Source organism: Pedobacter steynii (genome assembly GCF_900103665.1).
Classification (GTDB): Bacteria; Bacteroidota; Bacteroidia; order Sphingobacteriales; family Sphingobacteriaceae; genus Pedobacter; species Pedobacter steynii.
This window is the reverse complement of the sequence record NZ_FNGY01000002.1, coordinates 725,461-747,770: the sequence shown is the minus strand read 5'-3', so window position 1 is coordinate 747,770 and position 22,310 is coordinate 725,461. Positions and strand designations below refer to the sequence as shown.

Below are 22,310 nucleotides of genomic sequence, written 5' to 3'. Positions count from 1 at the left end.
AAAACAGGTTACCAGCCCGGGTTTGGTACGAGGTTTTTGTTTTTATTCAATTCTCCGGGTAAGATATTCCAGAGGTAATTCCTGGGTAAGAATACCCTCGTTTCAAATACCGTGCGTTTGGTAAATGCGGCAGTAGTGGTTGCATTAATATCCATGCCGTAAAAAGGGCCTCCGTCTGTTTGTTCTGCAATCTTCCATCTCCGCACATCAAAATAGCGGTGACATTCAAAAGCAAGCTCAACCCTTCTTTCTCTGTGGATCGCTATTCTCCATGTGCCTTGATCTGCCGGCTCCGGTACAAAGCCAGCCCCTGCTCCATATTGAGGAATGCCAGCCCGCTCTCTGATCATATTGATGTATTTTTTGATATCAGGATGACCAGGACTGTATTCATTTAAAGCCTCCGCATAGTTCAAATAGATCTCGCCCAAACGAAATAAGACTTCTGCACGATCGGCAACGATGCTATTACTTCCCATTCTTGAATTTGGGTTCACATGTTTCCTTACGCAATAGCCCGTGCGCGACCAGTTACGACCATTGTACTGACCGCTATTGCCACCGTTATACATCTGAATCGTAATCGGCGCCGAGCCTGTTCCACCAATATTGTTGCTGGAATTATTGATCCACTTACTCAGGTTAAATGTAATGGCATTATAAAAACGTGGCTCACGACCTACATACATATTAGATGTTCCTGCGGCATATTGCGCCGTAGCGGTATTCGTAAAACCAATTTCAGTATACTGTGAATTTGGATCATCCTTAGGCAAACCATTTGCCATAAAATAAGCGTCTACGGCAGTTTGTGTCGGACCCCATGACGACCAGCCTCCGAGTATATACGGCGTACCGTTCTGATCGTAAGACCCCAATTTATCGGTGGTATAGCGGCTCAATATCACTTCTGAATTCCAGGCTTTTATAAAAATACCTTTTAACGACTCATATACTTTCAGCGCACCTGTTACCGCATCAACTTCCCGATATAAACTATAGTCAGGATTATCTATAAGCTCCTTTGCAGCTTCCGCAGCACGCTTCCATTTATTAACATCAAAACTCTGGCTAATCAACACCTTCCCATCGGGATTTTTAAAATCCGCATAAACCGTATTTCCATTAAACATAGGGCTTGCTGCATACAAAAGTGTTCTGGATTTAATGGCCAAAGCCATTCCGCGTTTCATGCGCCCGAAATCGGTCACACTTCCCCTGCCTGGAGGCAGATCGGCCATCGCTTTATCCAATTCGGCTACAATGTAATTCACACATTCATCATAACTGCTTCTCGGAAGACTAAAAGTACTGATGTCTGCATCAGGTGAGATCACAGTTTCAGGAAGTATAATAAAAGGGCCATACTGGGCCAGGATACCCGAGTAAAAATAGGCACGTAACACCCTTGCTTCAGCAATGTATTGTGACATCAGTCCTGCTTCAATCTCCGGATTTTCAGGAAGGCGCTGCATAAAATACGATGCCCGGCGGATCCCCTGATAATAATGAACCCAGAAATTAAAATTATCACGGTTTTTATCCCAGTTACCTGTATTCATTGCAAAGGTGGGATAATCATTATAGGTCACATCAATTTCGTCAGAAAGACCTTCCCAGGGACTACTGTCGCCATTCCATTCTGAATTAGATCTGATGTAATCATATACACCTGCAAGGTATTTTTCAGACTCTGGTCTTTTCTTAAAAACATCATCAATCGTCTGCCTGTCGTCAGGTACCTGATCAAGGAATTTTTTACAGCCACTTAACGAACTTATAACTGCAATAACCAATACAGTTTTAAAAAATATGTTTCTTTTCATGTCAAAAATTGTTAAGGTTAAAAAGTAGCGCTAAGGCCTAAACTAAAGGTTCGGATATTGGGATACCTTGTACCGGATCCTCCACCCATTTCCGGATCCCAGAACTTAAAGGGACTAATTGTAAACAGGTTATAGCCGATAAAATAAAGCCTCAGCTTCTGTAAACCTGCAAACCTGATCGCTTCCTTTTTAAATGTATATCCAAAATCCAACGTCTTCAGTCTTAGAAAGCGACCGTTTTGCAAGAATTTGGTACTTGTGGCGTAATTTTGATTGATATCTGAGCCATAGCTAAGTCTCGGATAAAATGCATTCTGGTTCGGATTTTCCGGGGTCCACCTGTCCAGAATATTTGAATACAGACTTCCCCTGGCATCACCATTTCTAAACGGCATAAACTCATTTGAAAAATAAAAATCTACAGATGCTGCACCCTGGAAAAATGCGCCCAAAGAGAACCCCTTATAACCTAATGTAGTTCCAAAACCATATAGTATTTGAGGAACCTGGTCTTTTCCGATGAAGGTCTGGTCATCTACATTAATAATTCCATCACCATTCAAATCCTTGAATTTCAGATCACCCGCCTGAACAACACCTGCGGTCCTTGGCACAGATGGATCGTCAATCTCTGCCTGGGTATAAAAACCCTGAGCGATATAACCTATTCTGTTGTATACCGACTGCCCTCTGGATTCCTGCCATGGATAAGCAGGGATAGGGCTATCGTCTTCTATTACTTTATTTTTATTGTAGGTAAAAGTACCCTGGAAAGAAACGGCTACTTCTCCGAACCGTTTATCGTAATTTCCGGTAAAATCTATCCCTTTAGCTTCTGTAACCCCTAAATTACCCTGCAAATTCTTCCTGATCCCTAAAAAGCCCGGTACCACTCCGCGAGATCTGAATATATTTTCGCGCTTACGTGTAAATACATCGATCTGCAATCCTAAGGCATTGTTCAGCGTTTTAAGTTCCAAACCCAGGTTCAGATCCTTTTCAGTTTCCCAGGTAGCGTCAACTGCGTAATCGGCAATATCAATTCCCTGAACGGCATTAATACTGGCCCTGTTTTCTCCGAAAACGTAGGCACTACCCGTGTTTTCTACCGTGCCTATGTAAGAAAATCGCCTGCCGCCAATGCTGCTGCTGCCTACCACACCGTAGGATCCTCTTAATTTTAGCAATTGAAATATATTAGCTGCCTTTCCGTAAAACGATTCATTCGAAATCACCCAGCCCAGCGCATAGGATGGGAAAAATCCATACCGTTTTGATGGCGCAAAGTTCTCCGCACCGTTATAGCCAAAGGTGAGTTCAGCCAGGTAACGGTCTTTATAAGAATAGGTAAACCTACCCACACCACCCAAACTTCTATAGGGGATCGACCCGATCAGGTTATCTGCAGTTGCGCTTACCTTATCACTCTGATTGTATAAAAGCATTCCACCAACCCTGTGATCACCAAAGGTCTGATTGTATTTAATGGCGCCTTCTAAGTAAAATTGCCTGCTGCCGCCATTACTCCTGCCAAAAGAAAGGTAATCCTGTCCCTGCCCGATAGTGGTATAGACCAGATCCCCTTTTTCATCTCTTTTTGTAGCAAAATAGGTAGTGGGTGTTTTGATCCGGTTGAGTGAATTGGAGTTTGTGGCATCAAAAGAATAAAGGACATGGGCAGATAATCCTTTTAAAATCCCACTCATATCCTGGTTCACCCGAACATCAGACATGATCTGATTTTCATAAGTCGTGGAATACCCTCTGTTCGTTAGCAAACCATAAGAGCTGTTTAGCCCACCTCCGGTTGATAAAAATGGCTCTTTATTATCCGGATACATCACCGGATACAGTACAGGATAGGTTCTTAAAGAATTCTCAAATATTTCACTTGCTGATTTACCAGGGTAGTTGCCATTGGAGATCCAGCCTTTGATCCCTAAATCTATTGTTGTGGTTGGTGTTGCTTTTAACGTCAATGCAGAACTGAAGTTTACGCGTGAAAATTTAATGGCAGAATTGTATTGCTGCAACGCATCTGTTTTAAACAGACCCGTTTCATCGTAGTACCCTGCAGATACATAAAATGTGGACTTTTCACCACCTCCCCGAATACTCAGATTGGCCTTTTTATTCTTTCCGAAATCGTTAAATATTTCGTCAAACCAGTTCACATTTGGATACAGATAAGGATCTTCCCGGCTCAATGTTTTGCTGATCTGTTCCTGTGTATACCTTGGTGTGCCACCTCGGGTTAACCTCGCTTCATTAGCCATTTGCATATAGGTGACCCCATCAGCAGTTTCCGGAACCCTGGTAAAATTGGTCAATCCCTGATAATAATCCAGGTTAATTTCTGTCCTTCCCGCCTTGCCTCTTTTGGTATTGACAATCACCACTCCATTGGCCCCTCTTACGCCATAAACTGAAGTAGAAGAAGCATCTTTTAAAATAGAGAAGCTCTCAATGTCATTCGGATCTATATTGCTAAAAGAACGTTCAACACCATCAACCAAAATCAAAGGGGCGTTATTTCCAAGAGAGATCACTCCTCTGATCCAAAGATCAGCGCCATCTCTTCCCGGCTCACCGCTCCTTTGTACGCCTACCAGTCCGGATACCCTACCGGCCAGTACCGTAGAAATATTGGCAACAGGTTGTTTAAGGTCGTCCACATTTAAAGTGGATTGCGCACCAAGGGTCTCTATTTTGCGCTGCTTTTGTCCGTAGGCGACAACAACAACGTCCTCCAGCTTATTGTCTGCAGGCTTTAGATTAACCTGTATATTTTTTCTTCCCTGAACCGGGATTTCCTGCATTTCATATCCGATATAAGAAAACACAAGTATTCCATCTTCGGGTACTTTCATTGTAAAGTCCCCTTCAGGAGAAGTAGCAACAGTAATTGCTGTACCTTTCAGTTTTACAGAAACACCGGGTATTGGTTTACTATTTTCGTCCAAAACTTTTCCGGTAACGGTGATGTCGGCCTTTTTAGGAACCGGAGCTACCTGCTCCGTTCTTTTCCTCACCACCACTGTATTGTGGTTGATTAAATAAGTAAAAGGCTGGTTCTTAAAACATTTTTCCAGGACACTTAAAAACGGCTCATTCACAGCAGAAAGGGTGATGGGGTTCGCCTTGCTGATCATGTCGTCTTCATAATAAAAGTTATACTTACTCTGTTCGCGAAGCGATTTAAATACCTTTTCTATATTGGCATTTTTCACCTTCAGGTTAATGGTCTGTGCGTATGTTGTTGCGTTAACCTGGATGATAGCTGTAAGGAGTATGATGATCGTAAATTTCATTCGGAGTAGAAATATTGATCCCATGCGGGGTGATGCCCACCATGGTAGGTCGTTAAAAATTTTGTACATTTGGTTAGTAAGTGAAATTAAAACTTTTGAAACGGTTTGGTTCTCTTGCCAAGGTTTTGCAGACCTTAACTGATCCGGAGCGGTGCAAACGCTTCCGGGTCTTTTCTTGTGGTGATGGTATGTAAAGTTTAAGGCATAACGATGATCCTCCTTCCTTCAACTTTAAACTGAATACTTCCGGTAAGCTGCATCGTTTTTAAAACTTCCGTTACGTCTTCAAACTTTGAGATATTGCCACTGTATTTTTTACCTTTCAGGTCTCCGCGATATTCTACTACGATATCATACCACCTGGAGATTTTATTCATAATTGAGAAAATGTCCTCCTGTTCAAACATGAACAAGCCATTTTTCCAGGCAATGGACTCCTGTATATCCACATCTTTACGTACATTGATCACCGCAGATCCGTTATTACTAACGGCCTGTTGCCCTGGTGTGAGTAAGGCCTGTGCTGAGCCTTTGTTTACCCTTACACTGCCTTCAAGTAAAGTAGTTTTGGTAAAAGCATCGTCATGGTAAGCATTTACATTAAAATGCGTACCCAGGACAATAATTTCCTGCTGTTCGGCTTTTACTTTAAATGGCTTTTTTCTATCCTTAGCTACTTCGAAATAAGCCTCACCACTTAACTCAACCTTCCTTTCGTTTCCAGCAAATACAACAGGAAAACGAAGTTTAGACGCGGCATTCAACCAAACTTTGGTTCCATCAGGTAGTGTCACCTCGTATTGCCCTCCTTTCGGGGTAATTATCGTATTATAAGCATCGGCAACTTTAGCATTTTTATCGCTGACATATATGAGCTTACCTTCTGCAGATTTATTAATTTTAACACCAAACTGGTTAATTCCATCTATCGGAGTGGCAGCATCCAATACCACGGTAGAACCATCCGCAAGGGTGAGGGTAGCTTTGTTTGTCCCGGGAACGATTTTGCTTAATTCAGTCGGATTTACCAAATTTTTAGCTGGTTCCCGATAATTGAAATAATAAAATACGGCTGTTAATGTGATCAATGCGACTGCAGCAGCAGCCATTTGGAAATATCCACCTATCCGTCTTCTTTTCCGGGGGAGTTCTTGTTTGATCAATTCCAGATCTGAAATTAACTCCTGCTCAGAAAGGTCAAGTGAAGGGGTATCCCAGGTTAAATACCAGCTTTCTACAAGTGAACGCTCCTGTTCGGTGCAATCGCCACTTTTATACCGCTCTAATAAATCTTTTATATCTGGTTTATGCATATGCCTAAAAGACTTTTTGTCTTTATTTAACACATAGACGATTAACTCAGGGGTATAGAGTAGATAAAAATGAAAATATTTTAAAAAATATTTTCGATCCTAAATCAATTTAGCTTTTTGCTATAAAAAAAAGAAAATAAGCAGTTTATCTAATTTAGGTCTCAACACTTTTAATGCGTTGTTGATTTGTTTACGCACGGTAAGTTCAGAGATTTCAAGGGCATTGGAGATTTCCTTATGACTGCGACACTCCGTTCTGCTGAGGTTAAATACCAATCGCATTTTTTCAGGTAGTGCTTCTATTTCTTTCTCAATCAGCAGGATCAGTTCCTTTTGACGGATCGAATGATCGGTAATATTGGTTCCATTATTTAAAAAGCTGTCAAAAGAGCTGATATAGCTGGCCTGAAGTTTATGGTGTTTTACCAGGTCTAAAACACGATTTCTTACCGCTCTGTATAAATAAAATGAAAGTTCTGTTTTTAGTGTGATCTGATCTCGCTTATGCCATAAAACAGTAAATAATTCGTGGATCAAATCCCTGGCTTCTTCCCTATTTCTAATTCTTTTATAAGCATGAACATAAAGAAGTCCGCTGTATCGGTCATAAATCTCCGTAAATGCTTTATGATCATCATTGCATAGCAAAGTGAACAGCTCAGCATCTGTAAAAGATTGATATTCCGGCATATTTGGTTTGTTGTTTAAACGAATATATTATAAATTTCATGAAACTACAATCTGATTGGAGAATATACAAGTAATCCAATTCAGTCTTAGTGACCACTCATTCCACAAGCAAACTGATGAACTCTTCAAAAACGCTGTTTTCGCATTAGGAAGGAGAATCGCCTGGATTTTTACTGACCTGGAAAGGTGAGTTATTTTGTCACCGACAAGATAGCTATTTTAGAACACTAGCGATAATTTGTTCAACTTCGTTTGGACTTATGTTTTTCGCAATCACCCGTCCTTCTTTGTCAATCAATATGTTATCCGGTATCTTCGTGATGTTAAACATTAGTGCGACTTCATTTTTATTTCCCTTTAAATCTGAAACATTTAACCAATTTAGCTTATCATGATTAATTACACTCAACCAACTTTTGCGATCAGAATCTAAGGAGACTCCTAAGATTTCGAATCCTTTACTTTTGTACTTTTGATAGATTTTTAGCAAATCTGGATTTACTTCTCTACAGGGAATGCACCAAGATGCCCAGAAATCAATAAGGACAAAGTTCCCACGCAAGCTATTAATTGAAATAAGGTTGCCATTTATATCTGCTTGTGCAAAATCTCTTATTTGCGTCTGGGTTATTGCTTTCGTGTTTTTATCAATTGCGGCTTTAAGGTTGGTACCATAAAAACCATTTTTAACTTTGGCATCAAAACCTTCATAAAAAGAGGCGAGTTCCTGTTGTGAAAAGCCAGGGCTTGCTTGTTCTACAAGTATTAGTGAGGCGATTTCCGTTGGATGTTGCCTGATAAAGTCGCGGAGCTCTTTAATATAAAATTGCTTTTTTTCTGCAACACTTTTGTTTTTCATAGCATTTCCCTTTGTGGCTAGAGTATTACGAAAGGAAGCAAGTAGATCATTTGTATCTCCCCCTTTTAAAACCGTAGTATTTACTCTACAAATTGGCTTGCCATTATCTTGTTTTGTCGAGGTGTCTATCCGAACAGTAAGATCCCCCGACTCTAAAATAAATGTATCGAAGTAAACAGGTTTCACATCCGCAATGAACAGACTTGCAGGAACAGGAAGATCTATCTGTCCTTGATACGTAAATGTGCCATTTTTCACGAGTGTGCTATCGGTTAAATTTTTGTACGAAAAATAAAGTATACCATTATAATCTTTGAATGTGCCTTTAATTACAAAAGAGTTTTGAGCAAAGAGTTGATTAGAGAATAATAATAAAAGGAGCGAAATGTATCTTAACATAATAGTTGACTTAGGTATTTTTTAGGTGATAAGCTACTTATTTATAGCAAAATCTGAGCAATACTATTGGGTTGGAAAACCACCCCAATATATACAAAACTTAGATGAATTACCATAAATGTATCCAGCACCGTAGTATCCATACGTGTAAGAGCTGGTGGGAATGGCAAAAGGTGTTCTATACCGCAATAAGTTTACAGTTGGTTCATCCTTCGGAAATATTTTTTTTTTACAATACCCCCAGGTATCCGGTTGTCCGTATATGTTATGTATTTATGATTTAAACACTATGACTGAACAGGAAATCGTCAAATTACTGAAAAAATATACTGAGGGTAATTGTACTCCCGAAGAAACTGCTTTAGTAGAATCGCTCTATATGATGATGGAAGAGGTTAGTCCGGCCCCTTCTCCTAAAAATATTGAAAAAGCGTATGTACAGGTAAAGAAAAACCTGCCTATTGCTAATAAAAAACCCATCCGTCGTAGACTACTGGTTGCTGCTTCTGTATTGCTTGCCCTGAGTATAGGCATATCACTTTATCCGTATTCTGATAAAAAGAAATCTGATAAGCCAATATCTATATCTGCTAAAACTAAGTTTATCCCTGGTAAAAGTCAGGCTTTTCTTATCCTCGCTAATGGTAAAAAAATTCCTCTTAACGAGGTTGCAAATGGAAAGATCGCTACAGAAGGAAATGCAGTCATCACCAAAACAGAACAAGGTCAGATTGCCTATAACAATGTAGAAACTAAAAACCTTGCTGCTGTTTACAATACGGTTTCCACCCCACGTGGCGGAGAATATATTTTAACATTATCAGATGGCACAAAAGTCTGGCTGAATGCAGCCACCTCAATTGCATACCCATCAACATTTACAGGAAAAACCCGCGATGTTAAAATCGATGGAGAAGCCTACTTTGAAGTGGCCCATCATCCTGAACAACCATTCCGTGTAAGCGCTAATGATCAGACTATAGAGGTACTTGGCACTCATTTCAACGTCAATTCATACACAGACGAACCTAACTTGAAAACCACACTTTTTGAAGGACAGGTAAAAATCATAAAATCCGGTCAGACCGTTATTTTAAAACCCGGAGAACAAGCCATTAACAACCGGAATTCAGGAAGCCTGGTCGTAAGTAAAGATGTTGATGTACAACAAGTTCTCGCATGGAAAAACGGAAGATTTTACTTCAATTTTACCGATGCAGGCACCGTCTTAAGGCAGATTGCCAGATGGTATAATGTAGAGCTTCAGTTCCGCGGAAAGGTTCCGGAACAAAGGCTCTCAGGCTCTTTTTCGAAATATGAAAATGCTGGCAAAGCATTAGAGATACTGCAATATGCAGGCGTAAACTTAAAAATAGAAGGGAGGACAATTATAGTAGAATAGCGTTACTCATCAACTGATTAAACGGCAGCAAGGCTAGGCCGTCGAAATACCCAAATAAAAACCGGAAAGTGCTGCTACACGTTCCGGCCAAAAAGTCTGGGTTACAATGAATTGACTAAAACAAAGGCATTTAAACCAAAACTAACCAAAAGTATGAAAAAATTCTGTATTGGCCTTCCAGTAAGGCCAGGGATTGGCTATTATAAATTTCTCCTGATGATGAAATTGACCGCTATTATTGTATTACTTGGCCTCATGCAGGCAAGCGCCGTCACATTTGCTCAGCGTGTTACGCTGAAATCGAATAGTATTTCATTTGAAAGGCTGTTCGTGGATATCCAACGGCAAACCGGCTATTCATTCGTATATAATGCAGATGACATTCACAGTCTGCCACCGGTAAACCTGGATGCAAAGGATGTACCATTAACCGAACTAATTGACAAACTACTAAGCAATAGGCACATCAGTTATAAAATCATAGGAAATACTGTAGTTTTAAGGAAGGACGTGATTACTGTAGACAGAACAAATCTACTACGTATCAACCCCGTGGTGGTTCAGGGCACAGTAACAGACTGGCAAAATCAACCACTTCCGGGGGTTTCTATCAAGTTAAAAAATTCAGCTTCAGCCTGGATTACGGATCAAAAGGGAAATTTCAGGGTATTGATACAGGACCTCAAACCTGATGCAACTTTGCAGTTTTCATTTATAGGCTATATTACTCAGGATGTAAAAATTAGCAGCATCAAAAGTCCTTTCGTTCTGGCATTGAAAGAGGACATCAGTAAACTGGATGAAATTCAGGTAATCGCCTATGGACAAACCACCAAAAGGTTAAATACCGGAGATCAGACTACTATAACGGCAAAGGAAATTCAAAACCACCCGGTCGGCAATGTTTTATCTGTACTTCAGGCCACCGTTCCGGGAGTAGTCATCAGCCAGTCTACCGGACAGGCGGGAGGAACTTTCAACGTAATTATCCGCGGACAAAATGGATTCAGCACCAGTACGGCTCCTCTGTATGTCATCGATGGAATTCCTTTCAGCGGTGGATCTTATTCTTCTCAGAAATCCAATTATCTGGGTTCAAATGCCCAGGCTTATGATGCCTTAAATACCATCAACCCCTTGGATATTGAAAGTATCAACGTATTAAAAGATGCCGATGCAACTGCAATTTATGGTTCCAGAGGTGCCAACGGTGTGATCCTCATCACCACTAAAAAAGGAAAAGCAGGAAACACAAAATTAGATCTGAACTTTTTTTCCGGATTTAACAGGGCGACAATGATCCCTGAGCTCCTCAATACTCAGCAATATCTTACCGTCAGACGTGAGGCTAAAAAAAATGATAATGCGGCAATATTACCTTCGGACTATGACATCAACGGCACGTGGGACACCACAAGGTACACAAACTGGCCAAAAGTTTTCTTAGGTGGTACCGGACATGTAACCAATGCCCAGGCCAGCGTATCGGGAGGTAACAACAACACCAATTACCTGATCAGCGGAAATTTCAGGTCTACAAAGAACATTCAGGAACTGATTGGCGGCGGAGAACAGGTCTCAACTATCCATTTCAATATCAATTCTGTCAGCAATGACAATCGTTTCAATATAGGTTTGACGGGCGGTTACACTTATAATTTTAACAATATCCCATCTGCAGACCTGAGTAACCTGGCTTCACTTGCTCCAAATTCACCGGCACTGTTTACCTCAGAAGGAAACCTCAACTTCGAAAACAATACTTTCGGAAACCCGATTACGGCAAGCAAATTACTGGCACGTACAGCAATCAGTAACCTAACCAGTAGCCTAAACGCCAGTTATCAGCTGACGAAAAATTTAAAAGCACTGGCCATCGTAGGTTATAACAAACAAAGCCTCAATGAATTTTTAGGCAACACTCTGGCCGCCATGGCGCCATCAATACAGGCCTTAGGCTTAAAAGGTTCTGCCAACTATTCTACTGCCAACAAGAGCTTCCTGAGTATAGAACCACAATTAAATTATACGAAAGAAATCAGCAAGGGCTTATTAACTGTAGCAATTGGTGGAAGTTTACAGAAACAAATCGTTGATGCCACTCAATTGCAGGCTACAGGTTACAGCTCCGATCTATTGATCAATAACATCGCGGCTGGTACTGGTGTAGCCACTGTCGGACAAGGCTTTAATAGCTATACCTATAAATACAGTGCATTCTATGGCCGGGTAAACTACAGCTGGGCAGATAAGTACATTCTGAACCTTTCGGGAAGATACGATGGATCGAGCAAATTCGGTCAGAATAAACAATTCCACACCTTTTTTGCCGGTGGTGCAGCATGGCTTTTCAGCTCCGAAAAACTTGTTAAAGAATTACTACCCTTCTTAAGTTTCGGTAAATTAAGAGCTAGTTATGGAGAAACTGGTAATGACCAGATCGGTAATTATCTGTATCTGGAAAACTTCAGTCCACTCACTACTGTAAACCCTTACCAGGGAATACCGGGTATCATTCCTTCTAACCTTCCAAATCCAAATCTGAGCTGGGAAACAACCAGAAAAGCAAATTTGGGTCTTGAACTCCAGTTCTTTGGCGGAAGGGTTGGACTTGAAGGTAATTATTTCGTCAACAGGACCACAAATATCCTGGCCGGCGTGCCACTCTCTACTACAACAGGTTTCACCTCAATCAATCAGAATATACCTGCCAAAATCCAAAACAAAGGAATTGACCTGACGATCAACACAGTCAATGTTCAGACAGATCATTTCAGCTGGTCAACTTCCATTACTTTTAGCAAACAACGCAATAAACTATTGTCCTTCCCAAACCCGAATCCGGCAATACAACAATTGCTTAGTCAGTCGGTAAGCACGCTTCTGGTAAACCGTTATGCTGGTGTTGACCCGAAAACAGGGCTATATCAGTTCTATGATGCCAATGGTAAGATCATTTCCAGCCCTTCAAGTATTGGAAACGATCAGGTTGGAAAAGTAGACCTTACCCCGGATTATTTCGGATCACTGAGCAATACCATCAGCTATAAAGGATTTACTTTGAGTTTCATTTTCAGAGGAATCAAACAGATAGGTAAGAGTACCTTCGGCCAGATCATTTCCAGTGGTTTTGTTCCCGGGCTGAACAACACGAACTACCCTGCTGCGATTTTAGACCGATGGCAGAAACCTGGCGATCAGGCTACTTACGGTAAGTTTGCCAGTACTTTTGGCACCCCATTGATCAATGCGATAAACAGAAATGTAGATGCTTATTATGGTGATGCTTCTTACATCCGCCTTCAAAATGCATCAATAGCTTATCAGTTACCAACAACGATCACCTCGAAATTACATCTACGAATGATCAAAATCTATGCACTGGGCGAAAATCTGGCCACTATCTCCAAGTATGGTTTCTCAGATCCTGAAACGCAAAGTTACCTTAAGATGCCGCCTCTGCGCACGATCACCTTCGGAATCCAGGCTTCACTTTAAACTTAACATCATGAAACTTAAAAATCTATATATCACTGTTTTTGCTTTCAGCACACTTGCAGTGCTGCTGATCACTGTCAACGGCTGTAAAAAAGCGATTGACGTTGGCCCTTCCATCGTAAACGCAAACAGCTCCAATGCTTTTACGTCGAACAGTTCGGCCCAGTCAACTGTAGCCGGTATCTATAGCTATTTATCCGCAGGATCATTTTTCCAGGGTTCAAACAGTGTGAGTCTTGGCATGGGCCTCGCTGCCGATGAACTTAAAACCACAAGTTCTGGTAGCCAGAGTCTTGGATTGTTATACAGCAACAGCTATTCCGCGGTATCCCCTCCTTCTTTCTGGTCGGAATTTTATAAGGAAATCTTCTTCTGCAACACCACCATAAAAGGGATCAGTGAATCGGGTCAGATCACGCCATCGGTAAAAAACCAACTGGTTTCAGAGCTTAAATTTTTCCGTGGCTTCATCTACTTCTATGCGGTTAATCTATACGGAACCCCTCCATTAACCACCACAGATGATTACCAGAACAACAACACGCTCAGCAATAGTACAGCTGCTACTGTTTATGCGCAAATCCTTCAGGACCTTAATGATGCAAAGGCCGGATTACCAGATAATATTTATGTGGATGCTTCCGGAGCAGCGGTTACAGACAGGGTAAGGCCAAATAAACAGGTCGCAGCGGCCATGCTGGCCAGAGTTTACCTCTATCTGCAGAATTGGAGAAGCGCCGAAAATGAAGCTTCTGAACTCATCGGAAATTCAAGATATACCCTGGTAAAAGACCTTAACCAGGTTTTCCTGAAAGGAAGTACAGAAATCATTTTTGCTTTACAACCGGTATCGAAAACTTACTTAAATACCATTGATGCCAATTTCCTTGTGGTGAGTGCCAGCTATGCACTCACTACTCAACTGGCCCTGAATAATCAGCTGGTCAGCGCCTTCGAACAAAAGGATCAGCGTCGGAGCAAATGGATTGGAACTTTTACCACCACGACCAACCCTGTAACTACATTCTCTTTCGCGAATAAATACAAGGTATCCTCCCTTAGTAGTACCGTGGCAGTTACGGAATACCCGATTGCGATGCGACTGGCAGAGCAATACCTGATCAGAGCAGAGGCAAGGGCACAGCAAAGTAACCTTTCCGGAGCAAAAGACGATTTAAATGCAATCAGGGACCGTGCCGGCCTGGATCCTACATTAGCTTCCGGTCAGACAGAACTGCTCAATGCCATACTTCAGGAACGCAGACTGGAACTCTTCACCGAATGGGGGCATCGCTGGTTAGATTTAAAACGCAGCAATAACCTCGACAATGTAATGTCGATCGCAGTACCGCTGAAAGGTGGAAGCTGGATGCCTTATAAAGCAATTCTACCAATCCCGCCATCAGATATTCTTGCAAATCCAAACCTGAAACAAAACCCGGGCTATAACTAATTTCCTACTAAACGGCAGCTGTATCAAAAAAAGATTACAACTGCCGTTTTTTTTCCATAACAACGATTACATCATGTATATATCAAAAAAAAGCGCCTGGATATTTTCCACTTCTTTGGGCTTATTTCTCGCAGTTTCTATCCCCTCTTTTTCGCAGAAGAAAAAGGTAGCAGTCCCTGTAACTATCGACACTGCCAAAAAGAAGATCACTCCATCAACTGACATTAAGTCTTATCAAGAAATCATTCCGGCCGACAGCAAAACAATGAAAGGTTTTTTTAAAGTCCACGTAGTAAAAAACCGCTACTTTTTTGAAATCCCCGACTCCTTGTTAAACCGTGATATGCTTGCCGTTACCCGCATCAGTAAAGGTGCGGAACAGTTTGTTATTCCACTCTTCAACATAGGATTTAGCGGAGATGAACTAGGAAGAGCAGTAGTATCATTTGATAAGATTCCCGGAGACCGTCTGGTACTTCGCTCCCATAAATTCGGACAGTTGTCGCGCGACACCACAGCAAACGGACTTTTTCAATCTTTGAAAAACAATGCGCTTCGTACCATAGAAGCCTCTTTTCCGATCAAAGCCATCAATGCAGAAAACAAAAGTACAGTGATCGACGTTACAGATTTTTTAAATGGTTCCGGCCTAATCTCTGCTTTCACACAACCCATTCCGCTGATTGGCGATTTGTTTAATAATGTCGCTATAGACCGCTCCTACCTCGCTTCCGTACAGGCCTTCCCTGAAAACGTCGAGATAAAAGCAGTAAAGACATTTACAAGCAACAAATTGCTGAACACGACAGAACTAAACAGTTCTATCATATTACTTCCGAAAGTACCGATGAAACCACGCTTAAAAGATCCAAGGATCGGTTATTTTGCAAATAACTATGTTGATTTTGATGCCAATCCACACCGGGTATCCCCTGTTCAGTATATCCTCAGATGGAGAATGGAACCTAAACCGGAAGATGTAGAAAAGTATCAGCATGGAGAACTGGTGGAACCTAAGAAACCGATTGTCATCTATATCGATCCCGCCACTCCGAAAAAATGGGTCCCTTACCTGATCGCCGGCATCAACGACTGGAATGTTGCGTTCGAAAAAGCAGGCTTTAAAAATGCCATTATCGGTAAAACAGCGCCAGTGAATGATTCGACCTGGAGCATGAACGATGCCAGACATTCTGTACTGGTATACAAACCATCTGTAGTGCCAAATGCAACCGGGCCAAATGTAAATGACCCAAGAAGTGGTGAAATCCTGGAAACCCATATCAACTGGTATCATCAGGTATTAGACCTGATACAAAGCTGGTATATGATTCAGGCAGGCGCTGTAGATCCAAGAACCCACAAACCAGAACTGGATGAAGAACTGATGGGACAACTGGTTCGATTTGTATCTTCACATGAAGTTGGACATACTTTAGGTCTGGAGCATAACTTCGGCGCATCATCAACCGTCGAAGTCGAAAAGCTGCGTAATAAAGCATGGGTGGAGGCAAATGGACACACCCCTTCCATTATGGATTATGCGCGTTTCAACTATGTGGCCCAACCGGAAGATAACATCAGCGAAAAAGGAATTTTTCCAAGGATCGGTGAATACGATAAATGGGCAATAGAATGGGGTTATAAATGGTTACCTCAATTCAGCACTGCTGAACAGGAAAAGTCTTATTTAAATAAATGGGTAATTGAAAAGCTGGCATCCGGAAAACAGTATTTTTATGGCAGTCAGCTGGATCCTATTACGGATAGCTTCCCTCTAAATACTACCGACCCCCGGGATCAGAGTGAGGATCTTGGAAATGATGCAATGCTGGCCAGCACTTATGGCATCAAAAATCTTAAAAGGATCAGACCACAGCTAATGAGCTGGACCTATCAGAAAGACAATGATTATAGTCGTGCAGGCGAATTATATAAAGAACTAGTCAACGAATTCGGACGTTTTATGGGCCACGTACAAAGAAACATCGGTGGAGTCTATATCACCCCAAAAACTGTTGAGCAACCGGGTTCTGAATATGAGATCGTAGAAAAAGCAAAGCAAAAACGCGCTATGGAATTCCTGTATCTGCAATTGTTCAATACACCATCCTGGCTGATAGACACAAAATTATACATGGTCACCAAAACTGACTTTAATTTGGTTACAAAAATCCAGAAGGACATTTTAAAATCCCTTTTAAACAATGATAAAATCACTCAGTTGATCAGTTTAGAAAGCAATTTTCCCGGCAAAGCTTATACCGCTTCAGAAATGTTAAAAGATCTGGAAAGTGCCATTTTCTCTAATTTATCCATCAATAAAGCAACAGATCCTTATCGTCGTGATCTGCAAAGTCAATACGTTGCCATACTTATGACAGCCATGAAATCAGATGACTTGAGCGCAACACAAACCGTATTGGAGACACATGCAATCCATCTTGCTGAAAAAATCAGAATTGATGCAAAAAGAAGTGTGGAAGCACCCAACAAAAATCATTTAAACTCACTTTACAGGCACCTCAAAAGAGCTTTAGATGCAAAGGTCAATATCAATTCCGGTGGAAAACCTAATGCTTAATCATTCACGTGATTAAAAACATCCGGGATTTATAAAATAAATCTTTAGAAGAGGTTGTATCATTGATAAAACAGTGATCAACCTCTTTTTTGTGTTATTTAAATTATTGTCTTTAATAAATTCGGAAGAGTACTGCCAGATAAGCAATTAGACTAAGTTTACCACGTAATATCCTCAGTGCCTGTTTAATCTGAGTTTTCACCGTAAGCTCTGAAGTATGAAGTTGTTCCGCTATTTCTTTATGACTCAGATACTGCTTTCTGCTGAGGATGAAAACTTCTCGCATGCGAGGTGATAAAGCATCAATTTCTTTTTCAATAATGGCCGCCAGTTGGTGTTCCCTTATCGGGTAATCGGTAATAGAAACTGAACATTTTGACAGCTCGCTTAATGAAGTAATGTATTTTGAGCAGATGCTCTGTTTACTCATCAAATCAATCAGACCGTTCCGAACAGACCTATACAGATAAGGTGCCACACCTTTTTCGGGAATCAGGTGTTCCCTTCTCGTCCATAAATTAAAAAAGGTTTCCTGCACAAGATCACGGGCATCTTCATGGTTATACATGCGTTTGCAGGCATGCACATATAAAATACCAAAATACCGTTCATAGATTTCAGTATATGCTAAATGACTGCCAAGTTTCAGTTGCTCAGTCAAGGTGATATCTGAAAGCGTGCATTTAGTTCCCATGATCAAAAAGAAAAGTAAAATTAATCATAATTAACAACTTTTCTAAAGAAGTTACCTGATAAAACGCTGTCAATCCATCGGTTAATGGTTATTTTTTCAAAGAATGATTTATAAAAAGAATAGCCCGGATTACCCAGGCCTATTCCAACGCACTCATTAAAAACTAATCATTAACTAAAAGGTGGCAGGTTCCATCCAGATACGCTACGACACCAACCTAAATTTATTCTCTATGAGTAAAGTTTTATCGATTACACGATTAATGAAACTTAATGACGCTATTCATTTTAGTCGAAACGAGCCATACTAGTTTGTGTAATTCTTATTTTTCCGGGAGCAGAATAAGTTTAATCAAATTCTTTCCCGTTAAATATTTTTTTGCCGTTTCACGCACACTACTTGTAGAAATTTGATTTATTAAGGTATCGAAACCAAAAACCTGATCAAGTGGATCGTTGTTAAGTAACTGTCCAGTGATATAGCTAAGCCAAAATCCATTTGTTGTCAATCCGGATTCATGCTGACGTGTTGCTTCAGCCCTATATTTATCCACATTTATCTGTACCGAACCATTACTTCCAAGACTGGCTACTTCATCTAGTGCTGCAGCAACCAAACGCTCAACATTCGCTGGAGCACAACCGAAGGAAACAACAAGACTAAACCTCTCCTCAGGATATTTAGAGGAATTGACTTTAACACTTGGTGTATATACTCCGCTTTCCTCCTCACGCAACCTTTCCACCATTCTAATTTCCAAAACTGCTTTTATAGCATCCAGCTTTATTCGGTTCTCATAGGTATAATCAAATTTTCCTGAAAAAACCAAGTAAACATTTGCTTTCTGTTCCGCTCCCTTATAGACCGTTTTTGAAATATTCCCCTCAGGAATATGGATACCCAGGCTTCTAAATTCTTGCTTTTTGTAGGTAGAAGGCAATGATCCGAGATAGGTTTCCAAAAGTGGTTTGATCTTTTCTTCATCAATACTCCCGGTAAAAGTAAATGTAAAACCCGAAGCATCTGCAAACCGCTCTTTGTAAATACGAATGGCCTTATCTAAATTAATTTGGTTTATTTTTTCTAAAGTCGGCCCGGTACGGCGGATGTTATAATTGCCCAATACCGCATTTAGGGTATCGCTAAAAACTTCATCAGGGCTACTTCCTCTATTTACGACCCTGGATTTTGCATTTGCGGTTAGTCCTTCAAAAACCGTCACATCTTTACGCGGTTCAGTGAAATAACCATAAACCAATTGCAGCGAAGTTTCAAGGTCTCTAATTGTTGTGATTCCATTAAAACCCTGCACCAATTCATTTACATAGGGCGCTACATTTACCTGCTTGCCAAGAAGAAACTTGTTTAGCTGAATAGAATTATAATTACCAACACCACTTAATGAAACTATACTTGCAGCATTTACAGCGGTCTGGTAATCGGCATCGCTATATAAAGAAGTTCCCCCTTTTGAAAAACCGTTGAACAAGATCTCGTTATTTTTAAAATCAGTTTTCTTCAATATTACGCGTACTCCATTACTTAGGACAAGCGTTTTTATGCCCAGCACCTGATCATATGCCTCGTTCACAATCTTACCGGCTAAAGGAGTATGGATAAGTAAAGGTAATGTGCTCACACTGTCTTTAAAATTTTCCAGTTTTTCCCCGTCTACACCTTTTATCCAGCTTAAAACTTTATTTTCATCTGGTAAACTTGCCCGATCCTTTTCAGGAGCCATAATGAGGATGTCACGATTGGATGCAATGATATATTCCTTAACAACCGCATTTAGTTCCCTGAGCGTAATACCAGGAATAAAACCAGTCACCAATTCATTCTCCTTTGCAAAACCAGGAGCCGCAGTCTGTTTTAAGAAGAACTGAAGATACTCATTTACATAAGCGTCCGAACGGATCTTATCTTTTTCTTTCATTGATTCTTCCATCCCATTCAAATAATTTAGTTTCGCCCGATCTAGTTCAGACTGCGTAAAACCAAACAATTGAATTCGGCGACACTCCCGCCAAACAGCTTTAAAACCTTTCTCCAATTCTCCAGGTTTGGCAACTACTGAGGTCTCATAAGTATCAAATAAACCCATTAGATTTTTAATACCAGCCCCTCCATTTAAATAAGGCGTACCTTCCTTTTTTGATAATTCAGTATATCTTCCACCCAAAATTTGATTAAACAAGCTTCTTACCATCGCTCCCCTGTAATCAAGAGCGGTTTTAACCTGTTTAGCTTTATGCTTGACAATTATCTGCATAACGGTCTGGGGCGTTTCTTTATCAGTAACCACTATGAACTGATTTTTCCCTGTTAATGGAACTGTATACCTGGTTCTCGGTTTTTCCCGATCTGGATTTTTGAGGTCAGAGAATTTTGACTTGATGATTTTCTCCATCTCATTCACATCAATATCTCCTACAATGATTAATGCCTGTAAATTCGGCCGGTACCAATCTCTATAAAATGTTCTGATAACGTCCGGTTTAAAACCAAACAAAACTTGTTCGGTTCCAATTGGGAGACGTGAGGCATACCTGGATCGATTAAGTAACAAAGGCAAGGTTTTTCTTTGCATACGTTCAGAAGCACCTTTGCCTAAACGCATTTCTTCCATAATCACGCCCCGTTCATTATTAATATCCTCCGTATCCAATATGGCTTCCTGTGCCCAATCCCGCATGATCTGGATGCCATTATTTAAAATTTCCGGATTATCTGAAGGCAAGGGCAGTTGATAAACCGTTTCATCGAAACCGGTATAAGCATTTAAATCAGCCCCAAACCGAACACCTACTTTTTGCAGATAACTAACAAGTTCGCTTTTAGGATAATGCTTGGTTCCGTTAAAGCTCATGTGCTCAGTAAAGTGGGCAAGCCCAACCTGAGCATCGGTTTCCAGAATGGATCCCACTTTATTTGCGAGATACATTACCACTCTATTTTTGGGTTCCTGGTTATGGCGAATAAAGTAAGTAAATCCATTTGACAGTTTTCCGGTTCGGACTTTTGGGTCTAATGGCAATTCCTGGCCCTTAACTTTGAAAATTGAACAGCTGATCACAGCCCAAACTAAAAGATATCTTAATTTCATATTTCAGCTTTTTAAAAATTTACAACATTAACGAAGTCAATTTTTCGATCAGCTGATCGCCACGTAAGTTTTTGGCTATAATCTTTCCGGTCGGGTCGATCAGATAATTTTGAGGAATACCCTGCACTCCATATAATTTTGCCACCTCATTGTTCCAGAATTTAAGGTCTGAAACCTGTGTCCACTCTAAACCGTCTGCCTTTATTGCCTGTAACCATAGCTCTTTCTTTCCCGGTTGATCCAGAGAAACACCAAGAACTGTGAATCCTTTATCTTTAAATAAATTGTAGGCCTTCACTACATTTGGATTTTCAGCACGACATGGAGCACACCATGATGCCCAAAAATCCAACAACACATATTTCCCTTTAAAATCGGAAAGCCTAACAGGCTTGTCATTGACATCATTTTGGGTAAAATCCGGAGCAAGAGCGCCCACTTCTCTAAGCTTTGCTTTTGAAAGTAAAACAGCCAGCGCTTTTCCTGTTGCAGTTTGTTTCAACTCAACAGCTAACATATTAAAAGAAGTTTCAATAATCGTTGGATTATTAGACTGAGTCATTGCTTCTTTTAACAGCTCAAGACTAAGAAATGAATTCGGATTATTTTTAATAAAAAGTAACTGCCCCTCTTTAATCGCTGTCATTTCTGCAACATACCTGGATTCAAGCTTGCCCCGAAACTCAGGATTGCTCTTCTGTTCATTTGAAGCAGCATTGAATTCTGATTGAATTAAAGCCAGGTTCTTTCCTGGTCCAACAAGTAAAGCACGAAATTTCTTGTAGTCCTCATTAAGCGGAGATCCTGTAATTACAGCATTTTTTAAAGAGTCTTTAGCATTCAGGACAATTTCACCTTTTTCGAGATATAAAAGCAGGAAATCAGCTGCAGGTGTAAGCTTTGCAAGCCCTATTCCCTGTGAATCAAGAATCAACTGAGCCTTAACCGGTTCATCTAAGCTTCCTTTAAATTGAAAGCTCCCGTTATTTAATGTTGCAGAATCTGTAATTCTAACCCCAGCTTTATCATAATTCAAATAGACTTTTGCCACTGACGAGCCAGGCTGAGCTATTTTCGCCTTTATATTAAAATTTACATTTTGCGACCAGCCATAAAATGGAATCATGGTAAGCGCTAAAAAAGTTATTTTGTTCATTTGATTTTATTTTTTAACT

General features: G+C 40.6%; 12 protein-coding genes. 4 read left to right on the top strand and 8 right to left on the bottom strand.

The annotated features are described in order from the left end of the window. Positions 1-8 precede the first annotated feature (8 nt). From BLQ87_RS07330 to BLQ87_RS07310, 5 genes are all read right to left on the bottom strand, one after another. Positions 9-1,826 carry a RagB/SusD family nutrient uptake outer membrane protein gene (locus BLQ87_RS07330; protein ID WP_074605468.1) on the bottom strand — a complete coding sequence of 606 codons (1,818 nt, stop codon included), beginning with the start codon at positions 1,824-1,826 and terminating at the stop codon, positions 9-11. Positions 1,827-1,843: 17 nt separating this feature from the next. After that, positions 1,844-5,137, bottom strand: coding sequence for a SusC/RagA family TonB-linked outer membrane protein (locus tag BLQ87_RS07325; protein ID WP_172664824.1), 3,294 nt, complete (start codon positions 5,135-5,137; stop codon positions 1,844-1,846). Between the two features lie 197 nt (positions 5,138-5,334). Further along, positions 5,335-6,450, bottom strand: a complete 1,116-nt coding sequence (locus BLQ87_RS07320; protein WP_074605466.1) for a FecR family protein — start codon at positions 6,448-6,450, stop codon at positions 5,335-5,337. Between the two features lie 120 nt (positions 6,451-6,570). Further along, complete coding sequence (locus BLQ87_RS07315) at positions 6,571-7,140, bottom strand: RNA polymerase sigma factor (protein WP_074605465.1); 570 nt, start codon at positions 7,138-7,140, stop codon at positions 6,571-6,573. Between the two features lie 214 nt (positions 7,141-7,354). Next, positions 7,355-8,398 (bottom strand): TlpA disulfide reductase family protein, encoded by a 1,044-nt coding sequence (locus BLQ87_RS07310; protein ID WP_074605464.1) that lies wholly within the window; start codon positions 8,396-8,398, stop codon positions 7,355-7,357. Between the two features lie 289 nt (positions 8,399-8,687). On the opposite strand from BLQ87_RS07310, the gene BLQ87_RS07305 reads away from it, so the two are divergent. From BLQ87_RS07305 to BLQ87_RS07290, 4 genes are all read left to right on the top strand, one after another. Beyond that, on the top strand, positions 8,688-9,800 hold the full coding sequence (locus tag BLQ87_RS07305) for a FecR family protein (RefSeq protein WP_074605463.1): 1,113 nt from the start codon (positions 8,688-8,690) through the stop codon (positions 9,798-9,800). A 153-nt stretch (positions 9,801-9,953) separates the two neighbouring features. Next, positions 9,954-13,298 (top strand): SusC/RagA family TonB-linked outer membrane protein, encoded by a 3,345-nt coding sequence (locus BLQ87_RS07300; protein ID WP_074605462.1) that lies wholly within the window; start codon positions 9,954-9,956, stop codon positions 13,296-13,298. A 10-nt stretch (positions 13,299-13,308) separates the two neighbouring features. Further along, complete coding sequence (locus BLQ87_RS07295) at positions 13,309-14,751, top strand: RagB/SusD family nutrient uptake outer membrane protein (protein WP_074605461.1); 1,443 nt, start codon at positions 13,309-13,311, stop codon at positions 14,749-14,751. A gap of 73 nt (positions 14,752-14,824) precedes the next feature. Beyond that, positions 14,825-17,335 (top strand): zinc-dependent metalloprotease, encoded by a 2,511-nt coding sequence (locus BLQ87_RS07290; RefSeq protein ID WP_074605460.1) that lies wholly within the window; start codon positions 14,825-14,827, stop codon positions 17,333-17,335. Positions 17,336-17,447: 112 nt separating this feature from the next. Here BLQ87_RS07290 and BLQ87_RS07285 read toward each other — a convergent pair whose 3' ends face one another. The 3 genes from BLQ87_RS07285 to BLQ87_RS07275 all read right to left on the bottom strand — a co-directional run bounded on the left by BLQ87_RS07285 (position 17,448) and on the right by BLQ87_RS07275 (position 22,291). Then, on the bottom strand, positions 17,448-18,029 hold the full coding sequence (locus BLQ87_RS07285; protein ID WP_074605459.1) for an RNA polymerase sigma factor: 582 nt from the start codon (positions 18,027-18,029) through the stop codon (positions 17,448-17,450). A gap of 322 nt (positions 18,030-18,351) precedes the next feature. Then, entirely contained in the window at positions 18,352-21,135 is a 2,784-nt protein-coding gene (locus BLQ87_RS07280) for a M16 family metallopeptidase (protein ID WP_074605458.1), read from the bottom strand. Between the two features lie 19 nt (positions 21,136-21,154). Further along, the gene (locus BLQ87_RS07275) at positions 21,155-22,291 is read right to left on the bottom strand and encodes a TlpA disulfide reductase family protein (RefSeq protein ID WP_074605457.1); all 1,137 of its coding nucleotides are present in this window, start codon (positions 22,289-22,291) and stop codon (positions 21,155-21,157) included. Positions 22,292-22,310: the final 19 nt, after the last annotated feature.